General features: G+C 63.3%; 16 protein-coding genes and 2 pseudogenes. 6 read left to right on the top strand and 12 right to left on the bottom strand.

Annotated features, from left to right (window positions below; genetic code table 11):
• Positions 1-61 precede the first annotated feature (61 nt).
• The gene (locus CE453_RS00545; RefSeq protein WP_089172824.1) at positions 62-1,438 is read right to left on the bottom strand and encodes a sigma-54-dependent transcriptional regulator; all 1,377 of its coding nucleotides are present in this window, start codon (positions 1,436-1,438) and stop codon (positions 62-64) included.
• On the bottom strand, positions 1,435-2,337 hold the full coding sequence (locus tag CE453_RS00540; RefSeq protein ID WP_089172823.1) for a sensor histidine kinase: 903 nt from the start codon (positions 2,335-2,337) through the stop codon (positions 1,435-1,437). The genes CE453_RS00545 and CE453_RS00540 overlap by 4 nt, the downstream gene beginning before the upstream one ends.
• A 221-nt stretch (positions 2,338-2,558) precedes the next feature.
• On the opposite strand from CE453_RS00540, the gene CE453_RS00535 reads away from it, so the two are divergent.
• Positions 2,559-3,089 (top strand): hypothetical protein, encoded by a 531-nt coding sequence (locus tag CE453_RS00535; RefSeq protein WP_089172822.1) that lies wholly within the window; start codon positions 2,559-2,561, stop codon positions 3,087-3,089.
• Between the two features lies 1 nt (position 3,090).
• On the top strand, positions 3,091-3,468 hold the full coding sequence (locus CE453_RS00530) for a hypothetical protein (protein WP_089172821.1): 378 nt from the start codon (positions 3,091-3,093) through the stop codon (positions 3,466-3,468).
• Between the two features lie 282 nt (positions 3,469-3,750).
• Here CE453_RS00530 and CE453_RS00525 read toward each other — a convergent pair whose 3' ends face one another.
• From CE453_RS00525 to CE453_RS00490, 8 genes are all read right to left on the bottom strand, one after another.
• Positions 3,751-4,023 (bottom strand): hypothetical protein, encoded by a 273-nt coding sequence (locus CE453_RS00525; protein WP_089172820.1) that lies wholly within the window; start codon positions 4,021-4,023, stop codon positions 3,751-3,753.
• Positions 4,024-4,271: 248 nt separating this feature from the next.
• Positions 4,272-5,126: a class I SAM-dependent methyltransferase gene (locus CE453_RS00520; protein WP_248307713.1), complete on the bottom strand. Its 855-nt coding sequence runs from the start codon at positions 5,124-5,126 to the stop codon at positions 4,272-4,274.
• Positions 5,127-5,847: 721 nt separating this feature from the next.
• Positions 5,848-6,522, bottom strand: a complete 675-nt coding sequence (locus tag CE453_RS00515; RefSeq protein WP_089172818.1) for a sensor histidine kinase — start codon at positions 6,520-6,522, stop codon at positions 5,848-5,850.
• Positions 6,522-7,214, bottom strand: a complete 693-nt coding sequence (locus tag CE453_RS00510) for a HAMP domain-containing protein (RefSeq protein ID WP_089172817.1) — start codon at positions 7,212-7,214, stop codon at positions 6,522-6,524. Before CE453_RS00510 ends, CE453_RS00515 begins: the two co-directional genes overlap by 1 nt.
• Positions 7,201-7,878 (bottom strand): winged helix-turn-helix domain-containing protein, encoded by a 678-nt coding sequence (locus CE453_RS00505; protein WP_089172816.1) that lies wholly within the window; start codon positions 7,876-7,878, stop codon positions 7,201-7,203. The genes CE453_RS00510 and CE453_RS00505 overlap by 14 nt, the downstream gene beginning before the upstream one ends.
• Before the next feature lie 193 nt (positions 7,879-8,071).
• A complete protein-coding gene (locus CE453_RS00500; protein WP_089172815.1) occupies positions 8,072-8,938 on the bottom strand; it encodes an ABC transporter permease in 867 nt (288 codons plus the stop codon).
• The gene (locus CE453_RS00495; protein ID WP_089172814.1) at positions 8,935-9,864 is read right to left on the bottom strand and encodes an ABC transporter ATP-binding protein; all 930 of its coding nucleotides are present in this window, start codon (positions 9,862-9,864) and stop codon (positions 8,935-8,937) included. The genes CE453_RS00500 and CE453_RS00495 overlap by 4 nt, the downstream gene beginning before the upstream one ends.
• Positions 9,865-9,969: 105 nt before the next feature.
• Positions 9,970-10,284: a PepSY domain-containing protein gene (locus CE453_RS00490; RefSeq protein ID WP_157732852.1), complete on the bottom strand. Its 315-nt coding sequence runs from the start codon at positions 10,282-10,284 to the stop codon at positions 9,970-9,972.
• 321 nt (positions 10,285-10,605) lie between these two features.
• Between CE453_RS00490 and CE453_RS00485 the strand changes: the two genes are divergently transcribed.
• The 4 genes and pseudogenes from CE453_RS00485 (at position 10,606) to CE453_RS29115 (ending at position 13,356) form a co-directional block, all read left to right on the top strand.
• Positions 10,606-11,328 carry a hypothetical protein gene (locus tag CE453_RS00485; protein ID WP_318652274.1) on the top strand — a complete coding sequence of 241 codons (723 nt, stop codon included), beginning with the start codon at positions 10,606-10,608 and terminating at the stop codon, positions 11,326-11,328.
• A pseudogene (locus CE453_RS00480) lies at positions 11,325-12,538 on the top strand (sodium:proton exchanger); the annotation flags it as partial. The gene CE453_RS00485 and the pseudogene CE453_RS00480, both read left to right, overlap by 4 nt.
• Before the next feature lie 8 nt (positions 12,539-12,546).
• Positions 12,547-12,701 (top strand): annotated as a pseudogene (locus CE453_RS29120) (IS21 family transposase); the annotation flags it as partial.
• On the top strand, positions 12,667-13,356 hold the full coding sequence (locus CE453_RS29115) for a DinB/UmuC family translesion DNA polymerase (RefSeq protein WP_248307715.1): 690 nt from the start codon (positions 12,667-12,669) through the stop codon (positions 13,354-13,356). The pseudogene CE453_RS29120 and the gene CE453_RS29115, both read left to right, overlap by 35 nt.
• A gap of 86 nt (positions 13,357-13,442) precedes the next feature.
• On the opposite strand, the gene CE453_RS00470 is transcribed toward CE453_RS29115, so the two are convergent.
• Both CE453_RS00470 and CE453_RS00465 read right to left on the bottom strand, forming a co-directional pair.
• Positions 13,443-14,397 (bottom strand): IS630 family transposase gene (locus CE453_RS00470; protein WP_089172811.1). Its coding sequence is split into 2 segments (ribosomal slippage): positions 13,443-14,048 and positions 14,050-14,397, totalling 954 coding nucleotides; the frame shifts between segments, so codons are not numbered across the junction.
• 99 nt (positions 14,398-14,496) lie between these two features.
• Complete coding sequence (locus CE453_RS00465; protein ID WP_068078949.1) at positions 14,497-14,922, bottom strand: Ros/MucR family transcriptional regulator; 426 nt, start codon at positions 14,920-14,922, stop codon at positions 14,497-14,499.
• Between the last annotated feature and the right edge of the window lie 111 nt (positions 14,923-15,033).

The raw sequence follows: 15,033 nt of genomic DNA, 5'->3' as shown, positions 1-15,033 counted from the left end.
TGTCTCTATCAGGCTTCGCACTTGCAATCACCCCGGCAGGCCGCCGGTTCGTGCAGGCCTGTCATTCCGCCACCGTTCGTCCGAGCTTGATGCCAAGTTTCCTGATGCGATGCCACAGGCTGCGCTCGGCTATGCCCAGGAGACGTGCGGCCTTGACCTGCACGCCATCGCTGCGGCGCAGGGCTTCCAGGATGAAGTCGCGCTCGATCCGCTCCAGCTCGGCGTCGAGATCGCGCGGCAGCGCGTCGCGGCCGTTGCGGCGCGGGGCGCCGAAGAGGTCGCGCGGCAGGTCGGGCATGTCGATCGTCGGGCTCTTGGCAACGATCACGGCGCGCTCGACGCAGTTGTGCAGCTCGCGGATGTTGCCCGGCCAGTCATGGCCGGCCATGGCCGCGAGCGCGGCCGGCGAGAAGCCGGTGACGCGCTTGCCGATCGAATCGGAGAGCTCCGTCAGGAAATGGCCAGCCAGCAGCGGGATGTCCTCCGCGCGCTCGCGCAGGGCCGGTAGCTGGATCGGGAAGACGTTGAGCCGGTAGAACAGGTCCTCGCGGAAGCGCCCGTCCGCCACGGCCTGGCGCATGTCCTTGTGGGTCGCCGCGATCAGCCGGACGTCGACGGTCTGGCTGCGATTGGCGCCGATCGCCTCGAAGCTGCGCTCCTGCACCGCGCGCAGCAGCTTGGCCTGGATCGCCATCGGCATGTCGCCGATCTCGTCGAGGAACAGGGTGCCGCCATCGGCCGCGGCGAAGCGGCCGATCCGGTCGGAGAGCGCACCGGTGAAGGCCCCCTTCACATGGCCGAAGAGCTCGCTCTCGAGCAGGGCCTCGGGAATGGCGGCACAGTTGACCGCGACGAAGGGCCGGTTGCGGCGCGGGCTGTTAAAGTGCACGGCGTGGGCGACGAGCTCCTTGCCGGTGCCGCTCTCGCCGTTCAGCATCACGGTGGCGCGCGTCTCGCAGACCTCGGTGACCTGCTCGATCACCCGGCGGAAGGGCGGGCTGTTGCCGATCAGCGTGTCGAAGCTGTAGCGCCCTTCCAGCTCGCTGCGCAGGCGCTCGTTGTCGCGCACGACCTCGGCGAGGCGCAGCGCACGCCGGATCGTGGCCGCGACATCCTCCATCTCGAAGGGCTTGGCGATGTAGTCGAAAGCCCCCTCCTTCACGAGCTCGACCGCGTCGCGCACGGTGGCGAAGGCGGTCAGCACGACGACCGGCTTCCCAGGCCAGCGGCTGCGCGCCTCCCGCAGCAGGGCGCGCCCGCCCATGACCGGCAGGCGCAGATCCGTCAGAACCAGGTCGAAATGGGCCTGCTCGAGCTCGGCCAGCGCGGCCTGGGCACTCGTCACCGCCGTGGCGCGGTAGCCGAGATCCTCCAGCGCGGCCGCCAGCACGTCGGCCAGCCGCTCTTCGTCGTCGACGACCAGGATGCTCTGGGTCATGGCGCCGCTCCGGATTCTACGCGGGGCAACGTCATCGTGAAGGCTGCGCCCTGTCCATCCGGGCTTTCGCAAGATGCCCGGCCGCCATGAGCCTCGGCCACGCTCTGGACCTTGGCAAGGCCGAGGCCGGTGCCCTTCGCCTTGGTGGTGAAGAACGGGTTGAAGATCTCGGCGCGGATCTCTTCCGGCACGCCGTCGCCCTCGTCGTGGATCGTCAGCGAGACGGTTTCCCTGTCGCCGGTCACGGTGGCGAGGATGACGCCGCCCTCGGGCATCGCGTCCATGGCGTTGAGGACGAGGTTGAGACAGGCCTGGTGGAGCTGGTCGGCATCGCCCTTGATCATGGCGTTGTCCGTCTTGTCCTCCACCAGCAGCGAGAGCTTGCGCGTGGTGAGCTCGGGCTCCGCGATCGCCGCGACGCGGTCGATCACGTTGCGCAGCGGAAAGGCGGTCATAACCGGCGCCTTCGGCTGGGCGAAGTCGAGAAAGCCGCGGATCAGGGTCTCGATGCGCCGGACCTCGTCGATGACGTAGCCCAGCATCTTGCTCTCGGAGTCGCCGAGCTTGGCGCGGTTGCGCACCACCTCCGTCGAGGTCTTGATGATGCCGAGCGGGTTGCGCACCTCATGCGCGATCACCATCGCGGCCTGGCCGAGCGCCGAAAGCCGGTCGCGGCGGCGCAGCTCCTGCTCCAGCGCCTGGAGCTTGCCGAGCTGCTCGGCCATGCCGTTGAAGCCCGTCGCCAGCTCGGCGATCTCGCGCCCGCCGCTGGCCGGGACGCGCTGGTCGAAATCGCCGGCGGCGATCGCCCGCACGCCACGGGTGAGCGCCCGTAGCGGCCGCACCAGCACCGCCGACATGAGGAGGCCGACCAGGATGGAGATGACGCTGCCGAGCACGAAGATGCCGAGGAACAGGCTCTCCTGCCCGAGCTGCTCGAAGAAACCGGCCTCGCGGCGCAGGCCGATGAAGCTGACACCCGCAAGCCCACCGTCGATGCGCGAAAGCCGGAATAGACGGCGCGATAGTTGCCGCCGTCAGCGGCCGGTTCAAAGATCCGCTCCTCGCCGGCCGCGAGCCGCGCGCGGATTGCCTTGGGGATAGCGGCGCGCCGATCCGGATGGGTCTGTACGACCGGCTGGAGCTGTCCGTCGAAATCGGCGAACAGGCGAACGTCGAGCGAGGTCACGACCTTGATGCCGCCGAGATGTGCCTCGTCGAGCCAGGTCCCGACCAGGACATTGGTCTGCTGGCCGTTGAGGTCCACGGACTGGACGGCGCCGGCCATGATCCAGCGCTTGCCGTCTGCCTCGATGCGGAACAGCCCTTGGCCAGTCTCGGTCGGAAGCGGGCCGATGCTGGTGAAGTCCCGGGTCTTGAACAGCATCTCGCCATTGGGCCGGTAAATCGCGATCAGGTCGTAGCCGACGGTACTCAGCACGGCGAATTCGCCCTCGGCGGCGCGCTGCATCTTCTGGTCGTCGGTCGTCTGCTCCAGCCGGCGGCCGACGACGCTCGCGACGCGCTGCGCCTCCTGCTGCGCTTCGGCGATATCAAGCGAGAAGAAACGGGAAGTCTCGCCGAGCCACTGCTCGACATTGTCCTCGAAGGCGTCCGAAATCAACTGGGCGGCGATATAAGCCGAGCCTAACATGGCGGGCACGCTGACCAGCATGAAACCGATCACCAGCCTGAGCCTGAGCGTGGTCATCTTTATGAGCATGCTGGGCTCCCAGTCCCGTTCGACGATGGTTTACCTGCCCGCGATGGCCAGGTTTCAAAACTGCCGCGACCCAATGTCGTCGTCGTATATCAGGCCGCCGAAGATGCAGCCTCACACCGCCCGGGTGAATGGTGCCACCGGTTCCGGCGTTGAACGACAAAGCTTGCGGTCCACGGGATCGGAGCCGCTGTTAGCCAACCTCCCGTCCTCACCAAGAACAAAACCTCCTCAAGAACTGGCGCAACCTTTCGTCGGGAGTGAATTGGTCGAAATGCAGCTCCTTCAGCCAGACGGTTCGGCCAAATAGTGCTGTACCGCAGCGGGCGGCCGCAATCTCTGCCCCCTCCGGAAGCGGACCAGCGGCCGACGAGGTCGGTCATCGTATCGGCGCTGTCCGGTAGAAGCCCGATCAGCGCGGCGGAACGGGTGCGATCCGCAAACCAGGGCTGCCCATTCTGCCCGCCGGGTAGGACTACTGAGGCGAATCAACGTGATGCAAACGGCAGAAGCTCAATCCGTTCGTCCTTTACCCAAGGCTTTGGCCGAACAGCTGGTGCAATCCATGCCGCCGACCTTCCAACTGACAAACTCAACCTTCGGTTTCCGAGCGCCGGTCATGGATCGTCTCCGCTTCTTGGCGATGCAAGGAGTGCTCTGTCCAAGCTGAGGTCACTAGAGGGTCAAGAGAAAAGTCATGCAGGACATCAAGAGTCACGAGGCTTATGAAATGCATGTCCGCGCCATCGGCTTCTGCCAAACGCAGCATCTGCCGCAGTTGTCGCATGGTCAGCTTCCACTCCGTGGGCATCACAATCTCCGTCGCGGTCGAAACGGAAATCGTCTGCCAGAGGAGCTGACCCAAGCCTCCCGTACGCCTTCAGGGTGTCGGCTCCAAATCGGAATGGCCTGCCGACTTCGCTTCCGAATACCCCGCCCGCTTCAATCGGAATCCGAACTTCGCGGACTTCATCGAACCCAGCGATCATGAGCCGCGCTGAAAGACCGGACCGCGGGACAAATGACCGCACCGTTCCCGGCCGATGAAATCAACTGAAAACGCCCTTGCACCGCGGGTCGTTCCACACATTTCGCGCCATAGTGGATCGCGCGTCATCGCAAAAATACGCTATCCCGGAGGACCTTGGCGTTTCGGCGGAGCACCGGCCAAAGCCATGCGCCCGAAGCAACGTATGGCAGAAGACGTTGGCGCGAGTAGAGGTCGATAATCCGGGCCACAATCTCGGGTGCCGCGATCGTAGGGGGAGCGGGGCCGTTCGTCTTCCGATACACGACCGTGGTTCCCTCCGGGCAGAAGCGCGGGTCCGGCTCGAGGCCGCTGCACAGGGCAGCGAGATTGAGCGTTTCTGGTACAAAGCCGTGCGTATGGCCGAAATGAAACCGCTCGTGCGGCCGCTTGTGCTCGGCGGCCATATGCGGAACGCTGACATAGAGAACACCATTCGGTGCGAGCCAACGCGCCAGTCGTCTCAACGCGTCCACGGGATCGCGCAAATGCTCGAGCACGTGATGGGTGGTGATGACATCGAAGTATTCCGGGGCAAAGCTTGCTTGACTCTCGTCCTCGATCACCGTCACCCCATACCGTCGCCGCGCGAAGGCAGCATAAGCGCGGCTAGGCTCGATCCCAACGACCTCACATCCGGCCTCTTGAACTAGTGCGATGAACTCGCCGGAACCGGAACCGAAATCAAGCACCTGTGCGCCTGGGCGGAGAGCCGGTGCCAGTAGCGCTGCACGCGCTCGAGCCTCCCGCAGACTGCGGGTGACATGGAACCGGGGAGGTTGACCGCCGAATGCTCCCTGATAGTCCAACCGGTAGCTATCCGCATAATACGATGCGAGCTCCTCGGCCGTGGGCATCGGATCGGTACGGATGAGGCCGCATTGCGAACAGCAGACGCTTGTCAGACGTTTCAGTCGGCGATCGATGCGTCCGATGATCACAGTCTCCCTCGAGCCACATAGATTGCATTGAACGCTCTGTCCAACATAAGGATAGCCCGTCCAAGGCACGAGATGGCGCAGCGTATACCAAACTGCAGGCATCGGGAGTTGAGCCTCCTCGGCTGGAACGGTTGCATTCGGTCGCGCTCCAACCGGACGAGGCTTCTCACCCAGGGACGAGCGCACGAACAATGCAGCAATACCGGTCCCGGGAGTTCGACCGGGACTATACGGATCGGTAATGTTCGAGGTCGCACTGATCTCGCGCGAGACCGGCTAGCAATCTCCGGTATTACGGAGGGCAAACACGGATCGCGCCGCCTTCACGCCTAAACGCACGCAATGTGGACGCGGTCAAAAGCCCCGGCGCGACTCGATCAGCAGCAAGCGCGAAGCAAAGACGTGTTCCTCAACCTCGGCGCACAGTCTGGGGCACGGGCCCGGCATATGCGCCTGTGGCCAACAGGGTGCTCGGAGAGCGGGCTCTCCGAAGACCTCGATGACTGACCTGATCGCGGAACTCGGGATGCCTTGCCCTCCGTGCATAGGCGACGCGCTAATTGGCGTTACAGGCGTTCAGCCATCGAGCGTCTTCACTTTTGGCGGCGACCGGATTAGCAGATCGCGGAACCATCGGCTTTCATCCTGCGAAAGCCGGCTCCCCGGTTAATTGCTGGCCGTCACCATGTGCGCTTCAAGGGGGGACTCCAATTCGGAGAACTCAGGAGTCGCCGGAAGCGAACCGAACCGCGACCCGCAGGCCTGGAGCGTTGTCGAGAACCTGCACCGTCGCGTGATGCACATCGGCAATCGCGGCGACCATGCTGAGGCCAAGGCCGTTCCCGGGCGTGATTCGGCTGCGCTCGAGCCGATAAAATCGCCGGAACGCCTTCGAACGCTCCTGCTCAGGAATACCCGGTCCATTATCGGCAACCTCCGCGACGGCTTCCGAGAACTGTCTCGTCAAATGCATCGTAATCAGCGCGCCCTGGGGTGTATGTTGGAGCGCATTCTCGACAAGGTTGGAAAAAAGCTGCGTCAGAAGCTCGCGGTCGCCGTGGACGCGGACCGTGTCCGCAATCTCGGCGCGGATGACGCGGTTACCGTCTTCAGCTGCAGGTCCATAAGCCTCGGCGACGGTTTGCATCACCTCCGACAAATCCACCGTTCGGAAGGCCGAACGTCGCGCACCGCTCTCGATGTGCGCGATACGCAGTAACGCTGAGAATGTCTGCAGGAGTCCGTCGGCTTCGTCGAGAGCCCGGTCGACCGCGGCTTGGTACTCAGCCCCAGTTCTTGCGCGGCCTCTCGCGACCTCCAATCCTTGGCGCAGGCGGGCCAGGGGCGTCCGCAGGTCGTGCGCGATGTCGTTCGAGACCTGTCGCACATTCTCCATCAAGCCCCAATGCGGTCGAGCATCGTATTGAGTGTCGCCGAAAGTCGGTCGAACTCGTCCCCCGAGCCGGTCAACTCGATGCGCTGAGAGAGATCGCCGCCAATGATAGCGTCGGCAGTCCGCGTCACAGCATCGACTCGCTTCAGGAGTGCGTAGGTCAGGAGCGCGCCGGTGCCAAAGCCGAGCGCCAGGGCGACCCCCAACGCGAGTAGGAATGCGTCCAAAATGACATCCTGTACGTCCTCGATGCTTTCGAGATCATCAGCGATGACAAGACGCGTGCCATCAGCCAGCGATCGCGCCGCCACCAGAATGGAATCAGACGCGTCTCTCTTGAATTGGCGTGTCTCCGTCTCAGTGGATGCGTCGGCGCCCCCCGCGTAAGCCGCAAGTCCGTGGTCACCAACAACAGTGCGATTGTCCCGGTCGAGTATCGCATAGCGCAGCCGGCTCTCTCGGGTGGCGAAACGGCGCTGCACACTCGACAGCAATCCGGTGCTACCCTCATGCTCAAACTCCATCGCAAGGGCGGCCACTTCGGCATCTACGCGCTGGCGAGCCTGCCCCATGAGCGCTGTCGTCACTGTGACCTCGGCAAGCCAGCCGATCAGTCCGACGCAGACGACGAACACGAGCGTGTGCAGGACCGCAAATCGAAAGCCGGTGCTGCGGATGATCTTACGGAGGTGCATGGAGGAGATAGCCCGCGCCCCGAACCGTCTCGATGAGTTCCGGCTCGAAGCCCTTGTCGATCTTCGACCGAAGCCGGCTCATATGGGTCTCGACGATGTTGGTCTTGGGATCGAAGTGAAAATCCCACACATTCTCGAGCAGCATCGTCCGCGTCACGACCCGACCGGCATTGCGCATCAGATACTCCAGCAGCCGGAACTCGCGTGGCTGCAGCTCAATGTCCTGGCTGCCGCGTCTCACCTTACGCGCGATCAGATCCAATGTGAGATCAGCTAGCCGCAACACCGTTTCGACACTGGCCATAGGAGGCCGACGCGACAGTGCGTTGACCCGGGCCGAGAGCTCGGCGAAGGCAAACGGCTTCACAAGGTAATCGTCACCGCCGGCCTCCAGTCCTTCGACGCGGTCTCCTACCCCGACCATTGTGGTCAAGAAGATGATGGGGGTCTTGATGCCTGCGCCCCGCACCGTCTTGACGATCCCCAAACCGTCCAGACCCGGCAACATGCGGTCGATGATCATGATATCGTACGTCTCTCCCGCTGCGAGGAAGAGGCCATCCCGTCCATTCGCAGCGAGATCGACGACGTGCCCTTGCTCCTCGAGCCCTCCCTTCACGTAGGCTCCAGTTTCGATGTCGTCCTCGATCACCAGGATCTTCATGGAGTACTCTTGACCTCTGGGCGGGACGGAGGCGTACCTTTTGCTCCTCGTTCAGCACGGCTCGCGTTCTGGTCGGATAAGAGCCTCGTCATGTGGACAGACCGTTGGCCGAGGTCGGACTTTACAGAGATCCGCAGCAATTGTGACACTTCTCCTCGCAAAATTGAGCGGCTCCGGGACGCTCAGGCCAACTTCACCAGATGGGCCAAACATGAAACTTTGCTCCGATCGACTGCGGCCCTCGCCATTGAACGTGCCTGTGACTTGCGAGCGCGAATCTAGAGGTGACAACCAGCCAAACCAAGCCCGGCAGTGCATACGCCCCGTGCTGATCCCACGTCTGCGGTTGGTTCGCGACCGCGTCGTAGAACCTCAGTGCGCCCCAAAACGGGTCGATTGTCTCGAACGCAGCGCCAAGAGATCTTGCTCCGAGCTCCTGATCCCAGACAATCGGGCTCGCCGCAAGCCCGAGCGCGCCAAGCGACAGCGACAACGCCCAAGGACCCGAACTGAGCCGGGCCGCTAACCCAAAAGCGAGAAACCCGAAGCCGAGCACGACGGGTGTTCCAACGGCAACGACCCCGAGCGCCTGCAGGGTAAAGCGGGAGGTTGTGCTGCCTAGTGCCCAAAGAGCAGGTACCGTCAGAATCAAGATTGCCCCCCATGCCGCGAGCGGTGCCGCGAGTTTGCCCCGGACGATTTGTCGGGACGACAGAGGGGCCACAAGCAACGAGGTCCACGAACCGCGCTCCTGCTCGCCCGCAATCGCGTCCGTACCTGCGACGGTCGCAAATACCGCCCCGAGCCCCGTGATCAGCCCGAGCAGAGTCGAAAGGGCCTGGTTGTTCAACATGTATGATCCGCCCGTCGCCTTCAGAATCAGCGCAAGGGACCCGAGGGCGAACATCACAAAAAGCCCCAGCAACCAAACCGATCGGCGCGGGCTCGTCACCGTCTCCAGGGCCTCCTTTGCAGCCAGTAAACGCACCGGGTGCAGGCCGCTTTCGAGACGCAACGCCGAAATGCAGCGCCCTTCCAGAAGGCTGGGTAATGTGATCATGCTGCCATTCTCCCCGGCGGCGAACTAGCCTCTGTGAGCTCGGCGTAGAGCTCCTGCAGTCCCTGGTTGGCACGCACGATCTCGACAATAGGCCAGCCGCGGAACATGAGCTCGCGCCAAATTTCATCGGCGCGCCGCGCCGGATCGACGCCGACCACCGTCCACTCACCTTCACGGCCGATCATCCGCGCCGGGCGGCTCGTCGGGTCATCATCTGGAATCGGGCCGGAAAGGCGCAGCCGGAATCTGCATCGCGGCCCCTGGTCGGCAAAACTCTCCGCGAGCATGCCTTCTGCGACCGTCCGTCCCGCGACGATGAACCCCAGATGAGTACAGACCCGTTCGATGTCCTCAAGGCTCTCCGTCAAGAGCAGAATTGCCGTTCCACCTCTCGCGATCGAAATCAGGATATCGTGGATCTCGCGACGCTCGCTTGCGTCCATGCCGCCGGTTGGCTCGTCGAGCACGAGGAGACGTGGGCTGCCGAGAACCGCCCTCGCGAGCCCGAGCCGCTGGCGCATATTCTGCGTGAATGCGTCGGTCCGAGTGGTGGCGAAGGTTGAAAGACCGACGAGCTCCAATGCGGAAGAGAGGTCGGTTCTTGTTGAACGTCGCCCACACAGGCGGGCATAGAAGGACAAATAGTCCTCCGCCGACATCCAACCGCAGAAGCCGTTCCGTTCGGGTAGGACACCAACCTCCTTGCGCGCAGCTGGTCCTGCCTCAGCGGGATCTCGCCCCAGCAGCTTCACTTCGCCTAACCAGGGCTTCAAAAGCCCGATGGCCGTCGCCAGCGTGGTGCTCTTACCCGCGCCCTTTGGCCCCACCAGACCGTAGATCTCTCCCGTAGCCACACGTAAAGAGACGTCATGGAGGATGGGAACGGCACCAATCGAAAGTTTGACTCTGTTAAGGTCAAGAATCACGGTTCTCTCCGAAGGGTGGTGCGGGTCACCTTGCGACGGCTAGGAGATGCCGCGAACGGATAACCAGCCGGTCACGGAAGCGGCGGAAAGGCCCTTAGGTAGAGCTTATTTTCTTGACGTTCGGCCCAAACAGGATCGGCTCGTCGTCGGGCGTACGACCCCGCTCGAGCGAAGGCCGCAATCGTCCTCGTCTTCGTCATCATGAGTCTCAAATGTGTCGGCGATCGTGCCCGTCTGTATGTCGACAATCGCTGCGTAAATCTGACCGTCCTTGAACGCGTCGATCGCATAGACTTCCTTGTCCAGATGAACCTCTATGGAAGCGACGGCCGCATTGCCGCCAACCTGGTGCTTAGCTGTTGTGATCCCCTGCGCGAGAGTGGTCTTCGCGTTGGCAGTGAGAGCCGCCGTCTGATCCACCGATTCAGCGTTCGCTCTCGGGATGAGCCACTGCAATCCCAACCATGACGGTTACCAGCAAACCGACCGACAGAGCGGCCGCACGAAACCTGCCGTTCATAGCATTCTCCCGCCCACGCGCCAGATTCCGCAGTATCGGCCGGTGCGGCTCCCCTCAGTTCGACTAGGACTATACGGTTTGGTAATGTTCACCGGACTGCGCTGCAGCTCTATAGCTTGGCCGTTCGAGGCTCCCGAGCAATCCCGACCGGAGCCGCCTCCCACGGCCCGACCCTAGATGCGCAGCCGAGCTCCGAGGCATCGTCATGGATTGACGCCGCTGTGCGGAACGAGACCGCGCCTGCAGCTGCGGTGCCAATCCCCTTACCATTGCCCCCTGGCCCGACCTTCGCGCCGCTCCTCGAGCCAAGGGCAGACAAGATCAGCAGCATCCGCACAACATTACCGATCTGTATAGCTCTTGGTCGCGCCAAGGCGTTCGTGGCGGAAGTTAGCATAGGCGAGAAGACAACGCCCGTGCGCAGCGTGCAGATCGCGGTCGGCAACGGTGTCTACTACGGCGGCGGCATGGCGGTCTACGACGCTGCCGGCATCGACGACCAGTGCCTCGACTTCTACAGCCTCGAGCCGCAGCACCTGTGGCGGCTGCCCTTCATCCTTTCGGCGTCTCGGGGAGGCCGCACTCGCGCCTTACCGGGCGTGCGCGCGTTCTGCAGCGGCCGCCCGCTTGAGATTCGCACACGTCCGGCGCTGCCGGTGAACACCGACGGCGAAATCACGACGGCGACCCCTGCCCGCTTCCAGCTCTTGCCGCGCGCACTGACGGTCTTCGCCCCACGTAACGAGCCTCGCAGAACTCACGGGAGCCTTGAGGTTGAGCTGGCACCTAGATACGATGCGGCACCCGCGCCATTTTGGCCGGTCCCACGCGTCGGACCTCGGGTTCCATGGCGTTGCCTGCCGGCAGGGGCGCATCTGGTGGCCGCTTTGAATGTGCCCAGGCAGGGCCGGAGCTTGAGCGAACACCGGAGACATTACTCGTGAAACGCTTTCTGACCCTGGTCGCCCTCGCCGTCCTTGCGACTGTTCCGGCCCTCATCCTGCGCGCGACGGGCTGGCGGCCCAGTCCAGTGATAGACGCCGCCGTGTTTGGAGTCGCTGTCCTCGCGGCAGGCTTCCTCTTGTCGTGGGGTGCAGAGGCGGCCGAGCAACACATTTCACAAGGATTGATCCTGGCGGCCGTCGCCCTCGTCACGGTCCTGCCCGAATACGCGGTGGACCTTTACTACGCTTACCAAGCCGGTCGTGCAGGCCTTGAGTCGTCCTATGTCCACTACGCCGCCGCGAACATGACCGGGGCGAACCGCCTCCTAGTCGGTCTGGCCTGGCCGCTGATGGTTTTCCTGCATTGGTTCAAAACCCGGCACCGCTCAATCGAGCTTGCGCCCGCCAATGCAATCGAGATCGGGTTTCTTCTTATCGCGAGCCTGTACGCCTTCGTCATCCTGTTCAAAGGGCGCATCACGCTACTCGACTTCGCCATTTTAGCCGCGATCTTCGCGGCTTACGTCTGGCGAGTGCGGCACCTGCCCAAGGCCGATAACCCCGACGAAGAGGGGGAAGAATCCGGCCCGGCCGCTGCCCTCAACACACTTGCTCCCGGCGCTCAATGGGCGGCGATGGGAGCGCTCGTCATTGTGGCGTGTGCCGTCATCCTCGCCTCCGCCGAACCCTTCGCCGAGGCCATGGTCGGAACGGGCCGGGTGATCGGGCTGAACGAGTTCCTTCTGATCCAGTGGCTGGCGCCGCTCGCCAGCGAAGCACCGGCAGTCTCGGTCGCGATCCTGTTCGTACTCGCAGGCCGGGCGGCGAATGGGCTCGTGACCATGATCAGCGATAAGATCAACCAGTGGACGCTCCTTGTGGGCATGTTGCCCTTGCGATGAGCATCGGCGCGGGCAGCGTCTCGGCGCTGCCGCTCGACGCGCGGCAGAGTGAGGAGTTCTTCCTGACGGCTGCTCAATCCCTGTTCGGCCTTGCGCTCCTGCTGCGCTTCCGTCTTGGGCTGACATCTGCACTGGCGCTCGCTGCGCTGTTCCTGGTGCAGGTCGGTCTAGCTTTCGCGTTCCGAAATGATGAGGCGCGCGCAATCGTGACGCTGACCTGGCTCGCGTGGACCTACTTGGGCCTGACCGCCATCATAGTGGCGGTGAGTGGGCGACAGCTCATGGGAGTACTGGCGACCGCCTTTTCCGAGCCACCTATCGCGACAAGCTCTTCCTGCCGCAGGAATATCGACGCATTTTCGATCGCCTCATCGAGCAGATCTCCGCAGGCAGGCCTGCAAGACCATGGTCGAGCTCCTGGCGCTGGCCCATAATCGTGGCTGCCAGCGCGAGCTGGCCCAGCAACTCGCCGGGAGACGAAGATGACGAGCGTCCGAACAACCAGCAGGCCCGCGATGAACGCAGCTGCGAACCCGATCGTGATGACCAAAATTCCACTCCCCCCAACGCTCCTGCGGTTCTTGTAAAGGTCGAAGATCATTGCCCCGAACTTGGTCGGCATCGCGCCGCGCGCCGGGCCCGCCTTCGTCGAGGCGTTGGCCGGAAAGAAGTTCCATTGCGTCGGGCCGGCAACCGCCGCCAAGATGGAGAGGCGAGGAATCCTGACCGGCGCCGATCTATAGGCGAAGCCGCTAGCCTTCCTGCAGGAGCATTTCGGGAAGTCGGGCTGCTGGTACTATCGGATCGCCGCGGGATCGACGAGCGTCCGGTCGAGCCGGACCGGGTCCGAAAATCGATCGGCGCCGAGGCCACCTTCGCGACCGACATCGTCGAGCGCGACGCCGCGCAGTCCGAGCTCACACCTCTCGTCGCGAAGGTACGGCGCCATTGCGAGGCCAAGCAGCTCAGCGCGCGTACGATGACGCTGAAAGTAAAATACGCCGACTTCCGGGCGGTGACGCGAAGTCGGACGGTCCCGGGGCCATTCACCGGGTCAGAGGAGGTCGAGTGGTTCGCCCAGGCGCTTCTCGATCCGCTGTTCCCGGTTCCGAAAGGCATCCTCTGATCAGCGTGACCGTCCCGACGCTCAACGACGCAGCGGCGACCCCGGTGTCCGATCCACAGCTCTCGCTGCTCTAGAGCATCGGACATTTAATCGGACGCATATCCGGCGTGTCTGAAGAAGTTTCGGCATTCGGCTGGGGTGAAGAGATTGCAGATGTCACCGACGGCCTTCCAGAGTGCGTCGAAGGTCCTGGCGGCGGCCTTGCGCAGGTGAGCCTTGAGCTTGGCGAAGGCCATCTCGATCGGATTGAGATCGGGACTGTAGGGCGGCAGGAAGAGGAACCAGGCGCCTCTGTCGGCGAGGCATTGGGCGGCGCGGTTGCTTTTGTGGACGGCGAGATTGTCGAGGATGACGATGTCGCCTTTCGACAAGGTCGGTGCGAGCTGGGTCTCGATGTAGAGATCGAATGCGATGCGATCCATGGCCTTGTCGACGATCCATGGCGCGCTCAGCCCGTGGCAGCGCAGGCCGGCGATGAAGCTCTGGGTCCGCCAATGTCCGAACGGGGCCGAGGCGGGAAGCCTCTCTCCGCAGCGGCTGCGGCCTCGCAGCCTGACCATTTTGGTGTTGATCGCGGTCTCGTCGATGAAGACGAGCCGGTGAAGCTCGATCCGCATCAGAGGCTGGCGGCGTATGATCCAGAGATGGCGCTGCTCAGCGATGTCAACGCGTGCGCATTCCGACGCCATCAGCGCTTTTTTTATATGTGAAGCCCAGCCGGCACAGAAGCCGGGACAGAACAGCCGGCGCCGCGCTCACCCCTGTCGCCTCGACCAGCCGGGCGGCCAGTTCCGGCATCGTGATATCGGGCGTGGCCTCCACCTGCGCCACAAGGAAGGCACTGTGCCCATCCAGCCTGCCGCCGGGCGGACGCCCCTGACGCGCAGGCCGTAGCGTTTTCAGACGTGACGCACGCTGAAGCAGCTTCACCGCAAAGCTCTCGCTCACCCCGAAATGCCGCGCTGCGGCGCGACGAGAATGCCCCGCTTCGACGAAGCCGGAGACCCGTGCGCGCAGATCATCCGAATAGCTGCGACCCATGATCCACCTCCACAAACGGTGAATCACAAACACAGCCTAAAAGGAATCATCCGATTCCGATTTCAAGTCCGACGCTCTAGCGTGACCGACCTGGACAGCTCAGGCAGCCTTGCCACGCGGCTTCCGCCGCTGTTGACCCAGGCCCATTTTCTTAGCCAGGCTGGAACGCGCCTCGGCATAGGCCGGAGCGACCATTGGGTAGTCAGCTGGTAGCCCCCAACGAGCCCGATACTGCTCGGGCGTCATGTCGTAGGCGGTGCGAAGGTGCCGCTTCAGCGATTTGAACTTCTTGCCGTCTTCGAGGCAGACAATGTGGTCTGCGGTGATCGACTTCTTGATCGGCACCGCCGGTGTAGGCTTCTCCTCAACCGCGGGCGCGGCCGCCTCCGAGCCCAATCCGGTGATCGCTGCGTGGGTCGTTGCGATCAGGTTTGGCAGCTCGGCAGCAGGCACGCTGTTATTCGAGACGTAGGCCGAAACAATATCAGCGACCAGGCCGACAAGAACGTCGTTGTTCTCTGCCATTGTGCTCTCCCGCAATGCCGGCGAAGCGCCCGCAGAAATTGGAATTAGCTGCTTACTATCTTCAATGAAGACAAACCGACTCGCTATTGTCTACAACAACATAGTCTCAAC

The sequence above is a fragment of the Bosea sp. AS-1 genome (assembly GCF_002220095.1).
Lineage (GTDB): Bacteria > Pseudomonadota > Alphaproteobacteria > Rhizobiales > Beijerinckiaceae > Allobosea.
The sequence above is the reverse complement of the archived record's forward strand: the minus strand, read 5'-3'. Positions and strand labels throughout refer to the sequence as shown.

Coding starts and splice junctions, on each gene's coding strand:
- CE453_RS00545 (WP_089172824.1), bottom strand. CDS start 1,438: ATGACCCAGAGCATCCTGGTCGTCGACGACGAAGAGCGGCTGGCCGAC.
- CE453_RS00535 (WP_089172822.1), top strand. CDS start 2,559: ATGGGTCTGTACGACCGGCTGGAGCTGTCCGTCGAAATCGGCGAACAG.
- CE453_RS00530 (WP_089172821.1), top strand. CDS start 3,091: ATGGCGGGCACGCTGACCAGCATGAAACCGATCACCAGCCTGAGCCTG.
- CE453_RS00515 (WP_089172818.1), bottom strand. CDS start 6,522: ATGGAGAATGTGCGACAGGTCTCGAACGACATCGCGCACGACCTGCGG.
- CE453_RS00510 (WP_089172817.1), bottom strand. CDS start 7,214: ATGCACCTCCGTAAGATCATCCGCAGCACCGGCTTTCGATTTGCGGTC.
- CE453_RS00505 (WP_089172816.1), bottom strand. CDS start 7,878: ATGAAGATCCTGGTGATCGAGGACGACATCGAAACTGGAGCCTACGTG.
- CE453_RS00500 (WP_089172815.1), bottom strand. CDS start 8,938: ATGATCACATTACCCAGCCTTCTGGAAGGGCGCTGCATTTCGGCGTTG.
- CE453_RS00465 (WP_068078949.1), bottom strand. CDS start 14,922: ATGGCAGAGAACAACGACGTTCTTGTCGGCCTGGTCGCTGATATTGTT.